General features: G+C 42.4%; 14 protein-coding genes. 7 read left to right on the top strand and 7 right to left on the bottom strand.

The window, feature by feature from the left end; all coding sequences use genetic code 11:
• The first annotated feature begins 167 nt into the window (after positions 1-167).
• The gene (locus L1D51_RS12900; RefSeq protein ID WP_239963838.1) at positions 168-2,246 is read left to right on the top strand and encodes a TonB-dependent siderophore receptor; all 2,079 of its coding nucleotides are present in this window, start codon (positions 168-170) and stop codon (positions 2,244-2,246) included.
• Positions 2,247-2,292: 46 nt separating this feature from the next.
• Here L1D51_RS12900 and L1D51_RS12895 read toward each other — a convergent pair whose 3' ends face one another.
• Both L1D51_RS12895 and L1D51_RS12890 read right to left on the bottom strand, forming a co-directional pair.
• Positions 2,293-4,473: an extracellular catalytic domain type 1 short-chain-length polyhydroxyalkanoate depolymerase gene (locus L1D51_RS12895; protein WP_239963837.1), complete on the bottom strand. Its 2,181-nt coding sequence runs from the start codon at positions 4,471-4,473 to the stop codon at positions 2,293-2,295.
• Between the two features lie 221 nt (positions 4,474-4,694).
• Complete coding sequence (locus L1D51_RS12890) at positions 4,695-6,671, bottom strand: ligand-gated channel protein (RefSeq protein ID WP_239963836.1); 1,977 nt, start codon at positions 6,669-6,671, stop codon at positions 4,695-4,697.
• 118 nt (positions 6,672-6,789) lie between these two features.
• On the opposite strand from L1D51_RS12890, the gene L1D51_RS12885 reads away from it, so the two are divergent.
• Positions 6,790-7,698 (top strand): LysR family transcriptional regulator, encoded by a 909-nt coding sequence (locus L1D51_RS12885; protein ID WP_054562506.1) that lies wholly within the window; start codon positions 6,790-6,792, stop codon positions 7,696-7,698.
• Between the two features lie 58 nt (positions 7,699-7,756).
• On the opposite strand, the gene L1D51_RS12880 is transcribed toward L1D51_RS12885, so the two are convergent.
• Positions 7,757-8,374 carry a LysE family translocator gene (locus tag L1D51_RS12880; RefSeq protein WP_054562642.1) on the bottom strand — a complete coding sequence of 206 codons (618 nt, stop codon included), beginning with the start codon at positions 8,372-8,374 and terminating at the stop codon, positions 7,757-7,759.
• 91 nt (positions 8,375-8,465) lie between these two features.
• A complete protein-coding gene (locus tag L1D51_RS12875) occupies positions 8,466-9,224 on the bottom strand; it encodes an SDR family NAD(P)-dependent oxidoreductase (RefSeq protein WP_054562507.1) in 759 nt (252 codons plus the stop codon).
• 110 nt (positions 9,225-9,334) lie between these two features.
• Between L1D51_RS12875 and L1D51_RS12870 the strand changes: the two genes are divergently transcribed.
• Positions 9,335-10,240 (top strand): LysR family transcriptional regulator, encoded by a 906-nt coding sequence (locus tag L1D51_RS12870; protein WP_095209691.1) that lies wholly within the window; start codon positions 9,335-9,337, stop codon positions 10,238-10,240.
• 24 nt (positions 10,241-10,264) lie between these two features.
• On the opposite strand, the gene L1D51_RS12865 is transcribed toward L1D51_RS12870, so the two are convergent.
• Together L1D51_RS12865 and L1D51_RS12860 are read right to left on the bottom strand one after the other, a co-directional pair.
• Positions 10,265-11,362, bottom strand: coding sequence for a serine hydrolase domain-containing protein (locus L1D51_RS12865; protein ID WP_239963835.1), 1,098 nt, complete (start codon positions 11,360-11,362; stop codon positions 10,265-10,267).
• Between the two features lie 142 nt (positions 11,363-11,504).
• A complete protein-coding gene (locus L1D51_RS12860; protein WP_239963834.1) occupies positions 11,505-13,958 on the bottom strand; it encodes a S9 family peptidase in 2,454 nt (817 codons plus the stop codon).
• A 162-nt stretch (positions 13,959-14,120) separates the two neighbouring features.
• Here L1D51_RS12860 and L1D51_RS12855 point away from each other — a divergent pair, with 162 nt between their 5' ends.
• The 4 genes from L1D51_RS12855 (at position 14,121) to L1D51_RS12840 (ending at position 20,087) form a co-directional block, all read left to right on the top strand.
• Positions 14,121-15,128 carry a LacI family DNA-binding transcriptional regulator gene (locus L1D51_RS12855; RefSeq protein ID WP_054562511.1) on the top strand — a complete coding sequence of 336 codons (1,008 nt, stop codon included), beginning with the start codon at positions 14,121-14,123 and terminating at the stop codon, positions 15,126-15,128.
• The gene (locus L1D51_RS12850; protein WP_054562512.1) at positions 15,125-16,345 is read left to right on the top strand and encodes a glycosyltransferase; all 1,221 of its coding nucleotides are present in this window, start codon (positions 15,125-15,127) and stop codon (positions 16,343-16,345) included. Before L1D51_RS12855 ends, L1D51_RS12850 begins: the two co-directional genes overlap by 4 nt.
• 149 nt (positions 16,346-16,494) lie before the next feature.
• On the top strand, positions 16,495-17,721 hold the full coding sequence (locus L1D51_RS12845; RefSeq protein ID WP_082401625.1) for a threonine/serine exporter family protein: 1,227 nt from the start codon (positions 16,495-16,497) through the stop codon (positions 17,719-17,721).
• Between the two features lie 125 nt (positions 17,722-17,846).
• Positions 17,847-20,087, top strand: a complete 2,241-nt coding sequence (locus L1D51_RS12840) for a tetratricopeptide repeat protein (protein WP_239963839.1) — start codon at positions 17,847-17,849, stop codon at positions 20,085-20,087.
• A gap of 52 nt (positions 20,088-20,139) precedes the next feature.
• On the opposite strand, the gene L1D51_RS12835 is transcribed toward L1D51_RS12840, so the two are convergent.
• The gene (locus L1D51_RS12835) at positions 20,140-21,636 is read right to left on the bottom strand and encodes an arylsulfatase (protein WP_054562514.1); all 1,497 of its coding nucleotides are present in this window, start codon (positions 21,634-21,636) and stop codon (positions 20,140-20,142) included.
• Positions 21,637-21,867 lie beyond the last annotated feature (231 nt).

The raw sequence follows: 21,867 nt of genomic DNA, 5'->3' as shown, positions 1-21,867 counted from the left end.
CACAGAACTCTTTGACATAATTAGTTACATTTATTTGTATTAACATATCACCTTTGCGATGAATAGTGATGATAATTATTATCAGTTGTGATAACTTACCCGCCGATTGTTTCCTTATTAAAAACAATAATCCTATAAAAATTTGCTAATAACACGCGGAGATAAAAATGAAATTCACTCAGTTGCCTGTTGCAACCGCTATTCTTTGTGCACTTTACCCTCAAATCAGTTTTGCAGAACAAACAACTGACGTAGAAGCTAACCTCGAAAAAATCGAAATTGTAGGTATTCGACAAAACCGTATTAGTGAAGGCGCGACAGGTTTAGCACTAGAAATTGATGAAACGCCGCAATCAATTAGTGTGATCTCTGCTGAGCAACTAAAGAATTATTCCGCTTTTAACATTAATGATGCTTTACGCTTAGCACCTGGTATCAATGTTGAAGAATGGGAAACTAACCGTACCAACTACACATCACGTGGTTTTGAAATTAAGAATACACAAATCGATGGCGTTGGCTTACCGAATGACTGGGGTATCGTTACCGGCGCAATGGAAGCATACGGCTACGAAAAAATTGAAGTTATTCGTGGTGCCAATGGCTTACTCACTGGTGTAGGTAATGCATCGGGTACGCTTAACTATGTGCGCAAACGCCCTAAAAACGAAAACGGCGGCGAGATCGGCGTCTCTGTTGGTTCATGGGATTTTAAACGTTTACAAGCTGACTATTCTCTTTTACTAACTGAATCAGGTAGTTGGGCTGCTCGTTTTGTGGCTGCTGCAGAAGATAAAGAGTCATACCTAGATGGCCTTGAGAACAACCGCGAGTTTTTCTCTGCGGTGGTAGATGGTCAGCTTACAGATAACTCAACGGTTACTATTGGTTATTCATATCAAGATGCAGATACCGATGGCAATACTTGGGGCGGCCTTGTTTATAACTACACAGATGGCACGCAAGCTAAATGGGATGTCAGCGACACAACCACCCAAGAGTGGACAATGTGGGACACCATTAACACCTCTGCATTTGTTGAATACAACTATGTTTTTGCAAACGCATGGCAGCTTCAAGCGAGCTACAACTTCCGCGGTTTTGAAGAGCAAGATAAACTTTTTTATGCATATGGCACTATTGATAAAGATACTAACCTTGGCCTAAATGGTTCTCCTGGTCGTTATGATAGTGAAATCGATGCTGATTTATTTGAAATCAAAGCATTTGGTGCCTTTGAATTGTTTGGTAAAGAGCACCAAGCGAGCTTTGGGGTAAGCCATGCAAAAAGTGATGATGTGATGTATCAGCACCCGTTTGATTTTGCAAATACACCAGCGGCCGGACCAACGCCTGCGTTCCCGTACGATTTAGATGCGATCCCAGAACCTGAATGGTTAACGCCGGTTCTGTATTCAGATATTGAACAAAAGCTAACCCGTTACTTTGGCTCTGCTCAGTTAAATATTACGGATAAATTATTTACTGTGGTTGGTTTTAACGCTATTGAATTTGAACGCTCAGGTATGAATGCCGGTGCATCTATCGATAATGATGAGAGCGAAACTAGCCCATATATCGGTTTTACCTATAAGTTAAACGATGATTTAAACTTATATGCTAGTTACTCAGATATTTATCAGCCACAAGAGCAAGCTGATTACAACGGCCAATACTTAGCACCTACCAAAGGCACTAACTTTGAAACCGGTGTTAAGGCTTCTTGGTTTGATGATGCCCTAATGACAACATTTGCTTATTTTACTGCTGAGCAAGATAACTTTGCGCAATACGCAGGCCTGACAGAAGATGGCATTTATTACTATGAAGGCGTGTCTATTGAATCAGAAGGCTATGAATTTGAAGTCACAGGTAAAATCACCGACGCTATGAATATCGTCGCATCTTATACTTATATTGATGTAACAGATGAAAATGGTGATGACACCAATAAATGGGCACCTCGCGATGTTGTTGGTGTAACAGTAGACTATGCATTAACAGATGCAGTGGTTGTTGGTTTAAATGGCCGTTGGCAATCTAAAATCGAAAGCACTGATTACAATGTTAAGCAAGGTAGTTACGCGCTGCTAAACGCCTTCGCGCGTTGGAATATTAATGACCAAGTTGCAGTACAGGCAAACGTTAATAATATTACTGATGAGCAATACATCAATAGCTTACAAACTGTGGGTTATTATGGCGCGCCAACAAACGGTAGCCTAACTCTGACTTATAAGTTCTAAACGCTGTTTAGAAAAAAGTGTCGCCCGAATGGGCGACACACATCTATTAATTAGGGCAATTACCTAATTCATAATACCCAGCACTAGTTTGCGCTAAGGTACTGGTATAAAAAGTGTTATAAAGACCTAGGTTATCACCTGAACCCACCGCATAAGCGTAAGAACCATTCGTGGTTGCGCGATTTGCTTGCACATGTGCATAGTTGCTTGAAGTAGTTTCGCTGCATTGGTAATCACCATTCGGTGTTGAGTCACACGCATCACCCACACCATCTGCATCACTATCCAGTTGATCACTATTGGCCACCAGCGGGCAGTTATCTAGGCTATCACTAACACCATCGCTGTCAGAGTCACTCGTTTCACCATCAGGAGTGCTGTCACACACATTACCAATCCCGTCATTATCGTTATCAGCTTGATCAGCATTCGCTACATTCGGGCAATTATCTGCGCCGTCGAGCACACCGTCGTTGTCTGCGTCATTAGTCGGTTCAGTGGTGGTTTTGCATGCTTGTAATGGCCCTGCACAACTTGAATCATCATCAGCAATCCACTGACATTGATTTGTACCCGCTGAATACTCGCGCATTGTAAAGGCAGCGGTTCCAAACGCTAAATAACAGGCAGAATAACCTTCGCCCCAACTAATATGGCCTTCGTTGATATGAAGATTGTAATCGCCTGTCACGCCAGCATCGATGACAAAACTAATGCTATCTGTTGATGTCAGCGCGGTATCATCTGTTGCGGTGATCACTGCGCTATTATTGCCGCCAGCTAGATTGCATTGCTCAGCAAAATACTCAAGCCCATTCACTGTAGCTGTCACATCACCATTGCTAAAACTGACCACTACAGTACTTAAGTTTTGATTATTATCAATCACCGTTCCCGTCATTGTAGCGCACTGCCCGTTTACACTAGCCGCAGTATCACTCAGTAGTGGTGCTGTAGCTGCAGGCTCTGGTCCAACGCGTACCGTAAGATTAGCTTCATCACCTTGTTTCGCTTCATTATCTGTGGCACTGACACGCACTTCATAAAGTCCATCGCTGAGTGCACTTGTCACCCCGCTAAAGGTATTATTCGCATCGACTTGCACGTTCAGTGACTCAATTAAGCTTGCCGCGCCACTGACTAGGCTATACACGTTAATATCAACATTGGTTACACTGCCTTCTGGGTCGACTGCACTGCCTGTAATGGTGAGCTGATTATTACTGTCTGTGGCAGTTAAATTACTAATTTCAGGGCCTGCATTACGATCAACTCGTTTATTATTAGCCGCAAAGTACCCACCGAGATAGGTTGCAAAATTAATACTGTTTGCCGCCACATAATCGCCAGACGCACCTTGCCCGCCCGACCACGAATGATCCAAATTATTAAACCACAGCATAGCAACCCGATTCTCTTGCCAAAGTGACTGCTCAGCGTTACGCGTTGCATCATCACTTATTGTCGTTGTGCCTGAAAGTTGATTAACCCCATAAAGGGCAGCAAAGCCATCTGCGTTTTGCTGGTTGTAACAGGTATTCACTGTGGTATCGGCAGTACCATGACCAATCACCGCTATTTGTGTGGCAAAATGATCTTTATAACTGCCAGCATAGCTTTCACAGCGGGATACAAAGGTGTTTTCAGACACTGTTTCACAGGTCGAAATTGCCCCACTTGAACTTGTGCCGATGGTTGGCCCGGCGCTTGGTGCAACTCCGGCAAATACATCAGGCGCCACACAAGCCGTTTGTGCAGCCATTGCGGCTCCAGATGATAAGCCTGCAATATACACTTGTTTAGGGTCAATATTACGCGCTGCATCACCACTTAATGTATTTGCTAAATTAATCAGATTTTTATAATCGCCAGAGCTGCGATTGATTGCTCCTTGCCAATATGACCAGCAGCTATAGCCTGCTTTATTCATAGCATCAGGAACGGCTATTACCATGCCATGAGCTTCGGCTGCATCTTCAAGGTTAGCAGTTAAGTAGTTATTAATGGGTTGCACGCAGCCATGCAGTACCAGCATCAAAGAATGGCCATTGCCTATGCTTGATTGCGAATCAGGAGTGTAAATATGAACATTATTAAAACCGCCAATGCTGACATTTTGCTGCCAACTCCCTGCAAAACTTGGCTGCGAGAAAATAGCAGCACAGAGCACTGCAAGCGGAGTAAACGACGCTGATTTTCGTTTACATAATTGTGTTACTTTTTGCATATATCGCCTTTATAGTCGTTATCATTGTTGTCTGTCAGTTGATGACTAACTCAATGTAGTAGAACTATTTAAAAAGCGACCTATAACTATAGTGCTATACAGCCATTAAAAAACAACCCAAAGATAGCACAAACCAGATTGTTGTTATTTTTAAAACTAAAGTTAATTTAACTAACAAAGCCAACGTAACTCGTTGGCTTTGCTTTTGCTAAGGTATGGGCTTAAAAATTAAACCCGACTGATAGCCAATAACGTCGACCATCTTCAACATATCCGTATTCATCTTCAGTGATTTCTTTATCAAACAGATTATAAACACCAAATCCTAACTTAATGCTGCGGCTTAAATCGTAGTTACCACCAATATCAGCCAAGGTGTAATCTGGCGCAATTAAGCTGTCTTGCGACGGGCCTGTTGTCGGCTGGCTTTCTTCGCCGCGGTAATGAACACGCAGCCACGTACCTAGCTTATCAACCGGACGCCAATTAACTGAAGTTTGTAAAATATGCTTAGGTAATTGGTTAAGTGGGCTGCCTTTGTATTCACCGGTTTTTTGCTCAGAGTCGGTGTAGGTGTAGTTGGCACTGACATCAAGCTCACTGGTAATGTCGTAAGATACTGATAACTCAAAGCCTTGCGTAACGGCTTCATCCACATTGACATAGGTCGTTGGCATTGAACCAAACTGGTTTGGCCCATCAGTACACTGAGTGAGTGGGCACGAAATACGGGTAATTTTATCTTCAAATTCGTTGTAAAATACGGTGCTTGAAAGCGATAAATCACGGCTGGCATCATAGTAGATACCCATTTCGTAGTTTACTGATTTTTCAGGGCTTAAATCTGGGTTACCGTAAATATTACCACCTCGGCTCACTTGCCCCCACGCTGCAGTAGATTGACGAATATTCGGTGCTCTAAAGCCTGTTGAGATACCGCCTTTCACCGTCAATGATTTAGTCGCTGTATACACACCATACAAACGTGGGCTGAAATGGCCTGAAAAATTGCCATCATGGTCATAACGAAGACCTGTAGTGAGTTTAAACTGCTTGGTTGCTGCCCACTCATCTTCGGCAAACACCGACCACTGCTCGTTTTCAACATGGGTTAAGTCACTTATGCGGTTACTGGTGTAATCGTCCAGCTCTTCTTTTAAATATGACGCACCAAATGCAGCATTATGATTGGTAAAAGGTAAAGTCCAGCTTGTTTGCGCATCGGTATTTTCGACATACATTTCGCGAGAGGTATTATCGAATTTATCGTACTTTAAGTAACTGCGTGATGAGCCAAAATCATAAAAACCATTATGACTTAGTGAGTAGCTTTCTTGGTCATACTCTGTAGTGGATGACTCTGGGCAACCATTACGGCCACAACTTTCACCTTCAGCTAAGGGAGCAACTGTTTTACCTAGTGTTTCGTCGAGTTTTTGTTTTGCAGAGCCTACTTCAAGCATAATTTCATGGCTATCAGAGGGGGTTAAGATAAACTTAGCTTTGATGTTGCTTTGCTCTTTACCACGAAAACCTGCTTCAAAATCGTCTTCGTCACGCTTTGAAAACTGACCAGATAACTGCATACCTAATAACTCAGGAATTAAGCCACCCGCAGTAAAGAAACTGCCTTGGTTGATATTACCCGAGTCACTTGATTCTTGAATCGTGCTGTCTAAACGCAGTTCACCGTACCATTTTTCTGGTGTTTTGCGGGTAATAATATTGATAACACCACCAATTGCATCTGAGCCATATAGTGAAGACATAGGACCCCGAATAACTTCGATACGCTCAATCGCTGAAATAGGTGGAGTCCATGCTCCTTCTACACCTGGGCCATCACTGTTTGGACGAGTTTCGCGTGAGGTTTGGCGCTGGCCGTCAATTAAAATCAAAGTATATTGACTTGCCATCCCGCGAAGACTGATATCTTTTCTGTCGCCACCACCTGTGACAACCACACCGGGAACATCGGTCATCGCATCGGTTAGATCACGGTAAAAACGCTTTTCAAGCTGCTCACGGTCAATAACACTGATACTGGCTGGCGCCTCTTTTAGCATTTGCTCGTAACCAGAAGCTGATACAACGATTACTTCCATGTCTTGTTTTTTGTCATCAGCGTATGCAAAATGGGAAAGACCTGCTAACACAGCAGCGGTGAGTGGTAAAACAGAAGAAACAACCCTCGTCATAATAATACTCCGTGACTTTTTGTTTATAAATGATAATAATTAGCGTTTGCATACTAATGAGAAGTCCCGATTTTCACAATTTACGATTTCTTAAAACTGAATTAAGAAGGCCTGAACCATGAATTCCAAGCTGATAAAAACATTACGTGTATTTTCTCGTACTGTTGAAACAGGCAACATGAGCAGTGCAGCTGCAGAGTTATCGATGACCACATCGGCTGTCAGTCAACACATTAAGCAATTAGAACAAGAAATCGGATTGAGCCTATTTAACCGCAGCCCACGCGAACTCACGTTAACCGAGGCGGGCCATCTGTATTATCAAAGCTGTTTAAAAATACTGGCACTAGCTGATCAGGCCAGTACGCAATTGCAACAATTACAAAATAAGCCCAGTGGCGAGCTCAAATTAGTTGCGCCAGTGGGGTTTGGCGGTGGCCTATTAAGCGAGCCATTAGATCGCTTAATTAACGAGTTTGATGATTTACGTATTCAGTTAATTTTGACTGATGAGCCAATTGATATGATCAAATGCGGTGCTGACCTAGCGATTGCGATTGGCCCATTAACTGACTCTAACCTCGTTGCTCGTAAATTAGCTACTTGGCCGTTAAAGCTATGCGCTCATAAAGACCATGCAATTAGCAAACTCGATAAAGCAAGTTGGGATGACCTTGGCAACTTTGCCCGTATCGCTCATAGCAACGCCGACAGTAATGCGTTTAACCCATTGACGCTGGCAAGCAAGCCATTACCAAAAGCGAAGATCACCGTAAATAATATGCAAAGCTTAATTAAATTAGTGTGTGATGGTGTTGGCTATGGCGTGCTACCAGAGCCAGAAGTCAGGCATTTATTAAAATCGAAAGAGCTGGTTGAAATTGCACCCGAATGGGCAATGCCAAATTACACTGTTTATGCCGTAACACCTGCAAGAGACAGCTTAGCGGCAAAAACAAAAACTGCCATTGATACGTTAAAACTGTGCTTTAACCATGTGTCTAAGCAAGTTGAGTTAGTTGATTAAGACGCTACAAGGATAATACCCATTTGCCGTATTCGGATGGGTATCATCCAAATTAGTATTAGCCTAGCGCCAGCCAAACGCCCACACACATCATTAACGCGCCAGCAATACGGTTTAACCACTTCACATTATCGCCTTTATCCAAAAACAGCCTTAAGCTTTTACCGCCTGTTGCGTAAATCAACATACAGATAAATTCGCTCAGCATAATAATGCTCACTAATACCGCAAGCTGAGGAGCAACCGCTAAATCAACATTAATAAACGGAGGGAGTAAAGAAATCATAAATGCCCACCCTTTTGGGTTTGCAATGGCAGTAATATAACCCTGCGAAAACAATTGCCCACGACCAATTTGTTGCTGTGTATCATCGTTAGGTTTAAAGCTGGTTTTAGCGCGCCACATATTAACCCCTAGGTAAATTAAGTACGCACCACCTAAGTATTTTAAAAAGGCAAATAACTCAGGGTAATTAAGCATAATACTGGCAACCCCTATCACCGCAGCAATGGCTACCGTAGCAACGCCTAACACTTCGCCGACCATCATCCACAGCGTACGTCTAACGCCTACACTCATTCCTAACGTCATGGCGAGCGTCATACACATACCTGGTGTAATAGAAACAAAGAAAAAGGTCGGAATAAAAACCGCGAGTACTGCTAAATCGAGCATAAATGCAATCACATGTTTATTGCTTAAAAAGAGAAAGCGATTAAATCACATTCACTTAAATAAGCAAACAAACACGCGATTGCTAACAGGGTTATAAAAACATACCACCCGATGCTTCAATGCGTTGCCCGGTTACCCAACGGTTTTCATCACCGAGTAATTGCGCAATCATAGGGCCAATATCATTAGCTTGACCAACGCGCCCCATAGCTGTAAATGAACTCACTAATTGCGCAACCTGCTCATTATCACGAACAGCACCGCCACCAAAATCAGTGGCAATTGCGCCCGGCGCGACGACATTCACGGCAATATTGCGACCAGCAAGTTCTTTTGCCATGTATTTGGTCAATACCTCAACGGCACCTTTCATGGTGGCGTAGGCCGCTTTTCCTGATAATGCAAAGCGTGTCAGCCCAGAAGATAAGTTAATAATACGCCCGCCATCATTGATCATCTCATGCAATGTTTGCGTTAAGAAAAACACACCTTTTACATGTACATTCATCAAATTATCAAACATAGCTTCACTGGTATCAGCAAATGCACTATCACTGCCATGGCCTGCGTTATTAATTAAATAATCAAATCGAGATGTTTGCCATTGTGTTGCCAAGGTACTTTCAAGTGTTTGTTTAAATTCAGCAAAACCTAAAATATCGCTCACATCAAGTTGAATGGCGACGGCTTTTGCCCCTAGTGCGGCTACTTCCTCTACAACGTGCTGCGCTTCATCTTTATGGCTTCTGTAAGTAAATACGCAATCAATGTTCTTACGTGCCAAACTCAAAACTGTATTTTTACCTAAACCGCGATTACCACCTGTGATCACTGCAATTTTGTTGCTCATCGTGTTGACCCTTTTGCTTTGAAGTAATTGTGAGCAACCAGTATATTTACACTGCAAATTCAGATAAACCATGTAAAATTGAATTAACTGTTCGTAAATAACAAACAATCATGAATGAACTAAATGCCATGAAAACCTTTGTTCAGGTTGCAGAGCAAAAAAGCTTTTCGGCTGCAGCACTTGCACTGAGCATGCCTAAATCATCTGTTTCGCAGTTAGTCAAACAACTCGAAGATACGTTAGGTGCTCGGCTTTTAAACCGCACAACAAGGCGAGTTACGCTGACCAACGAAGGCACGGTTTTTTATCAGCGCTGCAAAGATATGCTTGCTGATATAGACGAACTACAAACCCTATTTCATAAAAAAGACGAAGCGTTATCAGGGCGTCTTAGAGTAGATATGCCACAGCCAATTAGCAGACGTTTAGTGCTGCCGAATCTAGACAGCTTTTTATCTGCACACCCGCAATTAGAGATTGAGCTGAGTAGTTCAGACAGACGAGTTAACCTAATTGAAGAAGGCTTTGATTGTGTAGTGCGAGTTGGTAATTTAGAAGATTCATCGCTGATTGCGAAAAAAATTGGCCACTGCCCGATGATTAACTGTGTAAGCCCAGGTTATATTAAAAGCTATGGCAACATCACAGAACTTAGCGATTTAGCCAAGCACTACATTGTTCGCTATAGCCAAACACTCGGTCAACTTGACCCCGGCTTTGAATACCAAGATACACAAGGCGATTGGCAAACCCTCACCATGAAATCACAACTTACAGTTAACAATACAGATGCCTATAAAGCAGCGTGCTTAGCTGGGCTTGGTCTTATTCAAGTGCCACGTCATGGTGTTCTCGACGAGCTTAGTCGTGGTGAACTTATCCAAGTTTTACCTGACTATAATTTGCCGCCCATGCCTATGAATATCGTCTACCCAAATCGACGTCATTTACCAAGGCGCACCCGAGTGTTTATTGATTGGTTAAGCGAGCAACTAAAACCGATTACGCAGAGCTAAGATGCTTGCTATATGCGCTTCAGTTTAACTACCTTTAATTACAGATAGCAGAAGTTGATCAATTTCATTATTCACTCCACCAACGCTACTATTGTTTAAAATTACGTAACCAATATTTTTATCTGTCACAGAGCGAGTTAATGATGTCCAGCCTCTATTAAACCCTGCAAAACCTAGACTGTTATTCTCAGAGTCTACGACATAACTCATACTCCATCGCCCTTCTGTGTGAGGCTGAGCTTGAATCATATTTGCAATAAGCTGATTTGATAAAATATTTGAACCAATATAATTACCTTGCTCATTTTTTAGCACTGCCTGATTAAGTTTAGCTAAATCATCTGCAGTTGTTATAAAGCCAGCGGCAGCAGTTTCTGTAAAATACACCATAGCTGTTTTGTTGCCATTCTCATCGTAAGGACTAGCCAGGTTTGCCGGAGAAATACTATTGATATCAAACGAAGAATTTGTCATTCCGAGGGGTAGAAGAACGTTTTCAGTCATAAAATTACTGAAAGATTGATTAGTCAGGTCTTCAATTAACAGCTGAACTATCGTGTAACCACCACCTGAATATGACCATTTAGTATCAGGTTCATGAATAATTTTAACGGCTCCATCACCCGTGTTATCGCCTTCTAATGACTCTACAAGAGTAGGTAATGGATCTTCAGCGCCCCATCCATTGTACCCACTTAATGAAAGCCCTGCAGTATGAGAGAGAATATTGCGTAAAGTTACCTTGTTAGCATCAAACTGAGAATTAGGTATTTTCCAACTTTTTAAGTAATCATTAATTGGTTTATCAAGTTCAACTTTACCTTGTTCAACTAGTTTCATTGCGCCCCAAGCTGTAATCACTTTAGAAATGGAGCCAACATTGAATAAAGTTTTGTGTGTGATTGGGGTTCTATTTTCAGCTTCAGCATAGCCATAAGAATATGAACCAAGCACCTCTTTCCCTTGCACAATCGATATAGCAATACCACGCGCTTTGCTTTTTTCAAGAATTAAAGGGATCTCCTTATCTAGCACTTTAGAAAATTCTAAACTTTTGGTTTGTTTTGCATGTAATGAGCAAGACAATATTAAAAATAATATTAGAATTATAAACTTATTCATGAGCATCCTTGTAATTATAACTGCCACTTTAATGGCTTAAATTAATTGACTAACCGCTTATCACTTAATAAAAATATAAAAGTAGGCAATATAAAAATCCCCGCTAAAAGGGCGGGGATTCCTAATATAACCATTTCACAAATTACTGAGTAACACCTTCCGCGGCAACTGGCTCTGCGGGTTTTTCGTCACTTAGTAAGTATTTATCTAACCACTGCTCTTGCTCCCAAAGTACATGCAGCAAGCTCTTACGAGCGCGATAGCCATGCGCCTCATAAGGTAACATCACTAAACGGGCTTCTTTACCTAAGCCTTTTAATGCAGCATACATACGCTCACTTTGCATTGGGAATGTACCCGAGTTTGGATCTTCTTGACCGTGGATCATCAGCATAGGCTCATTGATTTTCTCAGCGTGGAAAAACGGTGACATTGCCGCGTACACATCTTGTGCTTGCCAAAAATCACGTTCTTCACCTTGGAAACCAAATGGCGTTAGGGTGCGGTTGTATGCACCACTGCGGGCAATACCGGTTTTAAATAAGTCGCTGTGCGCTAATAAATTCGCCACCATAAAGGCACCATAAGAGTGACCTGCAATGGCAATGTTATCTTTATCTGCCACCCCTTTTTCAACAAGTACATCTACTGCAGCCTTAGCACTTGCCACCAGCTGCTTACGGAATAAGTCGTTTGGCTCTTTACCATCAACACCCACAATTGGCATTTTCGGATCGTCAAATACGGCAATACCTTTTGCCAGATAAGGCATTGGTCCCCAATAACCGATATAAGTAAATTCATAAGGCGACTCGCGCATTTGTGACGCAACAGCTTTATCTTTATATTCAAGCGGGTAAGCCCACATTAGAACCGGTAACGGGCCTTGAGTTGAATCATAACCCGGCGGTAAATAAAGCGTACCACTAAGTTCAACACCATCATCACGCTTGTATCGAATTAGCTCTTTAGTCACCCCTTTAAACTCTGGATAAGGGTGCTCAAAAGTCGTAAGTTGAGTCAGGGTTTTATCGTCTAAATCACGAATAAAGAAGTTAGGTTGCTCAGTTTTAGATTCGCGAATCGTAATTAAACGCTCGCCTTCATCATCAAGCATTGCACGCACACGCTCATAATATGGCGCTTCTGATTGCCAAATGCGTGTTGTGGTATTAGTTTTTACATCATAACGGTCTAAAAACGGAATATTGCCTTGCTCAGATGCACCATTACCGCGTAAGAAAAGATAACGCCCGCCAACAACTTTTAATACATCAGCGCCTAAATCATTCTTTTCATAAATTGGGTAACCTGGGTTTTTGTAAGCATCGTTATAACTGCGCTCAGAAAATAACACGCGATTTTTATCTGCATTACGAGGTTGAATAACAAATGTGCGAACTTGTCGGTCGCTAAAGCGCCATTCAGATAACAGAGCAACATTACCGTTGCCCCAAGTTATTGAGTCAAAACGGCGTTCAACTTTAGCAAATAACTTAGCATCACGTTTAAAAGGTGCTCTTAGGCTATAAAGGTAATCGTGATGAGGAACGTCGGTTTTCATATCACCGCCGTCTTGTGCTTCTGCCCAAATTACTTCAGCGCCTTGATCTGCTCGCCATTGAAATTCGCGGCGACCAGTACGCACACTGTCATAACCTTGTGGAATGTTATCTGCTAAAGGCTGCTTCGCAAGCTCTGCAAGCGTATAGCCACGCATTCCCCAAATTTGCCAAGTCGCAGCAAATCGGCTGTAAGGCACTTGATAAGAAAAAGGCTCATCAATCATGCCAACCAAAATATTGGTTGAATCAGGTGAGACCGAAAACGATTTAATTAAGCCCGGTTGACCAATTGGTTGGCCTTGACCACTAAGCGGAATATAAGTCAGCTGGCTTTGTGCAAAAAACTTAAATTGTGCTTCATCATATGGGCTAGTTAACAAGTTTTGATAAGTACGCGCAGGCGCTTTTTCACCACTACTTTGCTGAATAACTGGCACAATCTGCGAGCTGTCGTTGCTGATACGTGCTTTACCAATATTAACTGCTGCATTAGCTACAATGGCGCTGCTATCTGGCAACCAAGTATAAGGCGTGCGCGTTAGCACTGAATTAAGTGGTGTATCACTTAACTGGCGAGCTTGCTTTGTACTTACATTATAAACCCATAAGTTAGCACTCGATGCTTGTTCAACCACAAACGCCAAGTATTGACTGTCGCTTGACCAACTTGGTGAACGTAAAATGCCGTTTGGCAAACCAGATACAACAATTTCAGAACCGGTTTCAACATGCTTAAGCACTAAAGATGTGAATTTATTACGCACTCGTGAGCGCGAAAAATTAGCAGGATTAAGCTTAATACCCGCAAGTTTCAACTCTTCTTTGGCTAAGTCTTGTAAGGTATCGATGCGTTTTCTATCAAATAACGCCAGCCACTGGCCATCATTCGATAAATAACTACTCGGTGCAAGCTTAGCATCAACCACAGCAGCCAGTGCGGGCGATGGAGTTTGATAACCTTGATTAGCAAAACTGGGTGTGCAAACAGCTGCGCCAATAACTAGCGCAAAAAGCAGTTTAAATGCTTTCATGTTCGTTCCTTTTTCGTTTTTATTTTCGATTCTGTAAACAAGTAGAACATGTTTGCAGCATTTCATAAAGAGTTTAGGCCCTTTTGGCAGCCAATCAGTGACTTAAACAGCTAAATTACGCTAAAATAAAAGCACTCTATTCGCCACTTTTTGCTAATAAAAATGAAAAAATCGACAGGCAAAGTCACAATTTGGGATGTTGCTGAACAAGCACAGGTTTCAAAATCAACGGTGTCTTTGGTCCTTACCAACAGTGATAAGGTCAGTAAAAAAAGTAAAGAAAAAGTACTGGCTGCCATTGATAAGCTTGGCTATGTGTATAACCGCGATGCTGCAGCACTACGCAGCAAGCGCTCAAACCTCGTCGCGTTGGTTATAAACGACTTAACCAACCCGTATTCAGCTCAGCTTGCTGTTGGCCTCGAAAAACACATCTTTGAGCTTGGCATGCTGCCAATGCTGGTGAATATTGCGGAGTGTGTCGAAAGGCAAACTCAAGTGGTGAAAACCCTAAAAGAATACAACGTATCGGCGTTTATTATGTGTCCGGCACCGGGGACTGAGCAACAGTGGCAAGATGATTTAATAAATAGTGGTTTTCCGGTTATTAATATCATGCGTGAAATTCCGTTTTCAGCAGCGCCGTGTATTTTGCCTGATAACAAAAAAGGCACGCATATTTCGACCAGCCATATTTTATCGCAAGGCATAGAAGAAATTGCCTTTTTAGGTGGCACGGCAGAAATATCTGATTATCATGAGCGTTTAAGTGGCTTTTTAGCTGCGCTTGAGCAATTTAATATCACTGACGAAAAACCGGTTATTCAAGCGCCGACAAACCGCCAAGGTGGCCGAGAAGCCTTCAATACCCTTATAAAACAAGCACCAAATACCAAAGCCATTGTCTGTTTTAATGATGTGATTGCTTATGGCGCGATTGAAGCTATGCGCCAACACGGTCTAGAGCCGGGTAAAGACATTAAAGTTATTGGTTTTGATGACCTAGAAGATTCGCGCTTAATGCTGCCATCTCTTTCAACCATCGCCATTAATGCCGATGAAATCGGTAAACGCACCTGTCAGGTGCTAAAAGAACTATTAGATAAATCAACACCACCCGTTCGCACCTTGGTGGATGTTAACTTAAAAATACGAGATTCAAGTCAATGAAAAAAGTGTTAGTGATCGGCTATGTATGGCCTGAGCCTAATTCGTCGGCAGCCGGCACCCACATGATGTCACTCTTGCGCGCCTTTCGTGCAGAAAACTGGCAAGTTGAATTTGCAAGCCCAGCGCAAAAAACCGAACACATGGTGGATCTCAGCGAAGATGGCATTACCACACAGGTCATTGCATTAAACTGCTCAAGCTTTGATGAGTACGTGCAAGCGTATAACCCTGATATTGTGATGTTTGACCGCTTTATGATGGAAGAACAGTTTGGTTGGCGAGTCGACAAATACTGCCCTAATGCACTTAAAGTTCTCGATACAGAAGATTTACAGTGTCTAAGAAATGCCCGTCACGACGCTCATAAAGCAGGTAGAGAATTCAGCTATGGTGATTTACACAGCGATATTGCCAAGCGAGAAATCGCCGCTATTTTACGCTCAGACATCAGCTTAATTATCTCGCATTACGAGATGCAGCTACTCAATGACGTTTTCAAAGTCGATAACGCCCTACTTCACCACCTACCATTTTTGGTTGATTTACAGCATATCCCCACCAGCACCAAAGCATTTTCAGAACGTAAACACTTTATGACCATTGGTAATTTTCGTCATGCGCCAAACTGGGATGCAGTGCTGTACTTACAACAGATTTGGCCGCTGATCCGCAAACAATTACCCGATGCCGAACTCCACATTTATGGCTCTTACCCACCACCTAAGGCTACAGCGCTTAACAATCCAAAAACCGGCTTCTTGATCAAAGGCTGGGCTGATGATGCTTATCAAGTGATGGAAGATGCCCGAGTATGTTTATCGCCACTGCGTTTTGGGGCTGGTATTAAGGGTAAGTTACTCGAAGCGATGATCATGCAAACGCCGAGCGTAACAACTCCTATTGGCAGTGAAGGCATGCATCAAGATGAGCCTTGGTCAGGCGCAATCTGTGAAGATGCACAGCAATTTGCAGACGCAGCAGTGGCACTTTATCAAGATGAAGCGTTATTTACTCAGGCACAGCAAAATGGCCAGCAGTTATTGCAAAAATATTATGATAAATCAAAACTTCAGTCGCAGTTAATCGCTAAAATCACCGCCATTAGTGAGTCATTAGCGCAGCATAGACAGCAAAATTTTACCGGCCAAATGCTCAAACATCATACCATGCGTTCGACCCAATACATGGCGCAGTGGATTGAAGCAAAAAATAAGTAATTTTGCCGTAAATAACACTAGACATAGCGGCTTTTGTCGCTAAAATCGCGCTGGTCAATTTAAGCGATTTAGTCTAGCTATTGGACTATATCTTATTGAATTTTGGTCTATCCTTAACTGAACAATTTAACCTTTGGTTCAAAACGCCTTTGAAAACCGCAACGTTTACTGAAAAACGAAAATTTATCGTGAAGCTTGGCAAAATGCTTCATAAATACGGTACACCTGCATACCGACTAGAAGCGCACTTAATGGAAGTTGCGACTTACCTCGGTTTGAAATCATCTTTTGTTATGTCGCCAACATCAGTGACATTTGTTATTTGGACAGATGGGCACGAAGAAGAGTACACCCATGTTGCGCGTGTCGATCCGGGCGATCATGACTTAGGCTCGCTGGCAGATACCGATGACTTAGTAAACAAAATGCTTAATGGTGAGCTGACGCTACAAGAAGTCGATAAACAGCTCGATATTATTTACACCATGCCAAACCCATATAATAAATTTATGACTGGCGTTGCGTTTGCAACCTCAGGTGGTGCATTTGCCATGTTGATGGGTACTAGCTGGAATGATGTATTTTGGTCAGCACTTATTACCTTAGTGGTGTATTTATTTGTACTTTGGTCAACACGCTCTAAACGTGTTGCACATATGCTTGAGCCATTAGTAGCCATTGTATCGGCGATTATAGCCTGTGCTATTAGTGTCTATATTGATGCCCAAATTAACATACGACTGGTGGTACTTTCAGCCATCATTGTGTTTATACCCGGCTTAGCATTAGCCCTAGGTTTAGCAGAGTTAGCGGCAAGGCATTTAGTGTCTGGTACCGCTCGGGTGATGGACTCATTCATGCTGCTGTTTAAGCTGTATTTTGGTGCTTTTATTGGTATTGGTATTGGTTTTGCTATTTTTGGCCAAAGTGACTTTGTGCAACCCGAGCCTTTACCTAAATGGACGGCTTGGCTAGCTATATTCATGCTATGTAGCAGCTTAATCGTGATTTTTAGAACCAAGCTAAAGCATGCTGTTTGGTCTATTGCATCTGGCTTTATCGCGTATGGCACAAGTATTGGTTCAGCCATGTACCTAGACTACACATTAGGCACATTTGTTGGCGCATTAGCCGTGGGCGTTTTTAGTAACTTGTTTAACCGCGTTGTCAATGCACCCGCCTCTATTGTAGCTATGCAAGGACTGATCGTATTGGTACCTGGTAGTAAAACCTATATTGGCTTGAACTCACTTATTGAAGGCCAAGATTTCGTTTATGCAGACCATATTGGCCAGCAAACATTTTTGATTTTCATGTCATTAGTAGCGGGCCTTATCTTTGCTAACGTCGCGCTGCCACCGAAGAAAAGTTTATAACTTACTAAGCCCGAGTTTCTCGGGCTTTTTTACACCCTCGTTTTAATAAGCCGACTTTGCTTATCAGCAACAAACTGATATAACTCTAAGTGCATGTGGTAAAAATAAAAAGGATTTATTCAGTGATGAGATTGGCTTGGCTGTTATGCAGCTTTTTCGCATTTAGTGCATTTGCAGAACCTCAGTGTGTGAACTGTCATCAAAGCCAAGTTGAAGACTGGCAAACATCCCATCATTTTCATGCTATGGAACAAGCCACTCCCGCTTCGGTGCTTGGTAATTTCAACGAACAAACCCTCGACTACCAAGGCCAGCAAGCGCGCTTTTATCAACAAGACCAACAACTATTTATAAGCTTGCCAAACCTTGAGGGCAAGCTCACTGACTACCCCGTTTTATATACATTTGGCTATGAGCCATTGCAGCAATACATGTTTGATATGGGTCAAGGCCACATTCAGCTGTTTCCATTTGCATGGGACTCACGCAGTAAAGCAGACGGCGGTCAGCGCTGGTTTGTACTGCACCCTGAGCAGAAAAAACACGACCTATTTCATTGGTCTCAAAAAGGCCAAAACTGGAATCACATGTGTGCCGATTGCCATTCAACAGATTTCAAAAAGCAATTTGACCTTAAAACGAATAGCTTTGATTCAACTTATTCAAGCATTAACGTGAGCTGTAAAGCGTGCCATGGCGATACACAAGCTCATTTAAAATGGGCTGATGGCGATAGCAGTATTGCCGATAAGGGCTTTACCCATAATATTAAAAAGCAAACCCCACTGTTTACTCAACACGCTGATGGCAGTATGCAAAGCGTGCAGCCACTGGTAAAAAGCGAGCAAGTGCAAATGTGTGCAACCTGTCATGCTCGTCGCTCACAACTTGATGACCGCAAGGACCCACATAGTTTTTTACAACGCTTTCAAGGCTCTTTACTCACTCCTGAGCTTTATCACGTTGATGGTCAAGTGTGGGATGAAGACTATGTATGGGGCTCATTTTTACAAAGTAAAATGTACAACGCGGGGGTTACCTGTAGTAACTGCCATAATCCTCATTCGGGTAAATTAAAACTTCCAGGGAATCAAACTTGTACGCAATGTCACAGCCAAGAGGTGTTCGATACGCCGAAACATCACGGTCACAAAGTGGCAAGTACAGGCAGCCAATGTGTTGATTGTCATATGCCTGTCACCACCTATATGCAAGTTGATGCAAGGCGCGACCACAGCTTTCGGGTACCACGCCCAGACTTAACATTAAAAACCAATGCCCCAAATGCTTGTAATAGCTGCCATGAAGACAAGACGCCGCAGTGGGCGGTTGCCAAAATAAAAGACTGGCATCCATATTCAAAACACCTTGGCACTGCGCATTTTTCTGAGGCGTTTTATGCCGCCGATAACCGTTTACCTAATGCCTCAACCATGCTGACCAAGATCGTGCAAGATAAAGGCTTTCCTGACATTATTCGCGCTTCAGCATTAAGCCGTTTAGCCGCAAGCCCTGATAACAACGCTGTCGTTGCGATTGCTCGCTCAGTAAAAGACAGCGAGCCATTAAAACGCCAAGCAGCCATTGAAGCGGCCATGCCTTTTGATATTAACCAGCGCTGGCGCTTATTAAACCCGCTTTTAGATGATGAGCATTTACCTATCAGAGCGGAAGCTGCAAGAGCACTTGCAGGTATGTTAATTCAACCGTTCCCTACGGGGCTCAACGAGCAAGACAGCAAACGTTTAAGTTCAGCCCTTGATGAGTATAAAGGCATTCAAGAGTACCAAGCAGAGCGTGGCTATTCCCATACAAATTTAGGTAATCTGGCACTCACACTACAAAAGCCCGCGCAAGCTAAAGCACATTACCTACAAGCAATCAGTATTGAGCCTATTTTTGCTCCCGCTTATGTCAATTTGGCTGATTTATACCGAAATCAAGGCGATGAAAAAGCAGCACAAGCTATTTTAAAACAAGGCTTAGACGTTAACGCCCAAAGCGGCGATATTCATTATGCCCTGGCAATGAGCCTTATTCGCACAAAACAAAAAGACACAGCCCTTACACATTTACAAAAAGCCGCGCAGTTCGCACAAGAAAATGCAAACTATCAGTTTACCTACGCCCTGCTATTACAAGATTTAGGTAATATGCCAGCTGCAATATTAGCCCTTGAGCGTGCTTTTAACCTAACACCGAATAACCCAGATATCAGCTACAGTTTGGCGCAGTGGTATGTAGCAGAAGAGAATTACAGCCAAGCGCTGTTTTATGCCAGAAACCTAGCCCGCCTGGTACCGGGTAACCAGCAAATTGAGCAGTTTGTGAAACAGCTGGAAATGATGAATAGCATTAATCATTAATCATTAAAAAAGGGCCAAGTAGGCCCTTTTCAACTTAACTTATGGTTAATAATTAATGACCATAGTTTAGTGATTTTGCTTTTTCGATTGCTTCATTCACGTTAAGAGATGCAGACTCTTGACGCGGTGGGAACTCTACAAAAGATTGTACATGTTCGTTTAACTTAGCAATGATTGGCTGTAACAACCAGCTCTTACGCATGATTTGGTGGAAACCTGTTACTCCATCATAGTGCTCTAATGGATCTTTACGTAAGTTAAATAGTTTAGGCATGCTGTGAGTTACCATGTCTTCGTAATATAAACCATTTGGTTTAGTCGCAAAGTGCATTTTCCATGGGCCAAAACGAACTGCTGTAAGCTGAGACTCATAGTAATAGAAGAAATAATTACGTGCAGACTTATCCGCCTTACCTGTCCAATAAGCTAGGTTGTTTTCACCATCAATATAAACTTTGTCTGACTTTTTAAGTTTTTCTCGTAAGTTCTTTTCACCTAGAGCAGCAGCAACAGTTGGGAAAACATCTTCATGTGAAGAAATACCATTTAGCTTTAAGCCTTTAGGTATTTTGTTTGGCCAACGAACTAAGAAAGGCACACGCACGCCCCCTTCCCAGGTTGTCATTTTTTCACCGCGGAACTCAGTTGTACCCGCATCAGGCCAGCTTGATTGCTCAGGGCCATTATCACTGGTGTAAATAACTATGGTGTTATCAGCAATTTTTAGCTCATCAAGTTTATCAAGCAATTTGCCTACGTGGCCATCATGCTCCATTAAACCACTACCAAATACGTCTTCTTCAGAGCTAATGCCCGTCGCTAAATGACGGCTTTCTGGTTTTAAGTGAGTGTAAACATGCATACGGCTCGTTGCATGCCAAATAAAGAATGGCTTTTTGGCTTTAACTGCACGTTCCATAAAGTTAAGTGAGCGCTCTAACACTTCTTCGTCAAAGGTTTCCATACGTTTGCGAGTAAGCGGGCCAGTATCGATGATTTTTCCATTGGCGTAAGATTCAATAACACCACGTGGGCCAAATTTTTTCACAAACTCAGGATCTTTTGGGTAATCCGCTTGTTCTGGCTCTTCAGATACATTGAGGTGGTACAAGTTACCGTAAAATTCGTCAAAGCCATGCTTTGTTGGTAAGTGCTCATCTAAATCACCTAAGTGGTTTTTACCAAATTGCGCAGTCATATAACCGCGATCTTTTAAAAATTCAGCTAAGGTAGGATCGGCTTCTTTGATACCTAGTGGGTTACCCGGTTGGCCTACCGTTGTTAGGCCTGTTCGAATTGGTAATTGCCCCATTAAAAACGCAGCACGACCCGCTGTACAACTAGGTTGTGCATAGTGGTCTGTAAACAATGCACCTTCGTTAGCAATGCGATCAATATTAGGGGTTGGGTAGGTCATACCATGCGAATATGCACTGAGTGAGATTGGCGCAACGTCATCAACCATTATGGCTAATACGTTTGGTTTATCTGCAGCTAAGCTTACCGTTGAAACTAAACCACAAATAGCCGCCGCTATTAGTTTTTTCATAAATCATCCCTTTTCATTAATAGTACCATTTGCTCTTGATAAGCACCTTTTAGTATAGATTAAAAAACAACCCAGTCTAGTCTCTAAAAACGGCAAAAACGATTTAAATCAAATTTACACAAAAATCACACAATTGTATTAAACAACTGAAAAACAATAGTAAAACAATACTTAAGTGCTTTTTGATGGCCTCGTTTTATTTACTGAGGCTTGTTCGCTTTTTGTGCTCGC

It is taken from the genome of Pseudoalteromonas shioyasakiensis (assembly GCF_022398475.1).
GTDB lineage: Bacteria > Pseudomonadota > Gammaproteobacteria > Enterobacterales > Alteromonadaceae > Pseudoalteromonas.
Note: the sequence above shows the minus strand (reverse complement) of the source record. Positions and strands in the feature narration are given on the sequence as shown.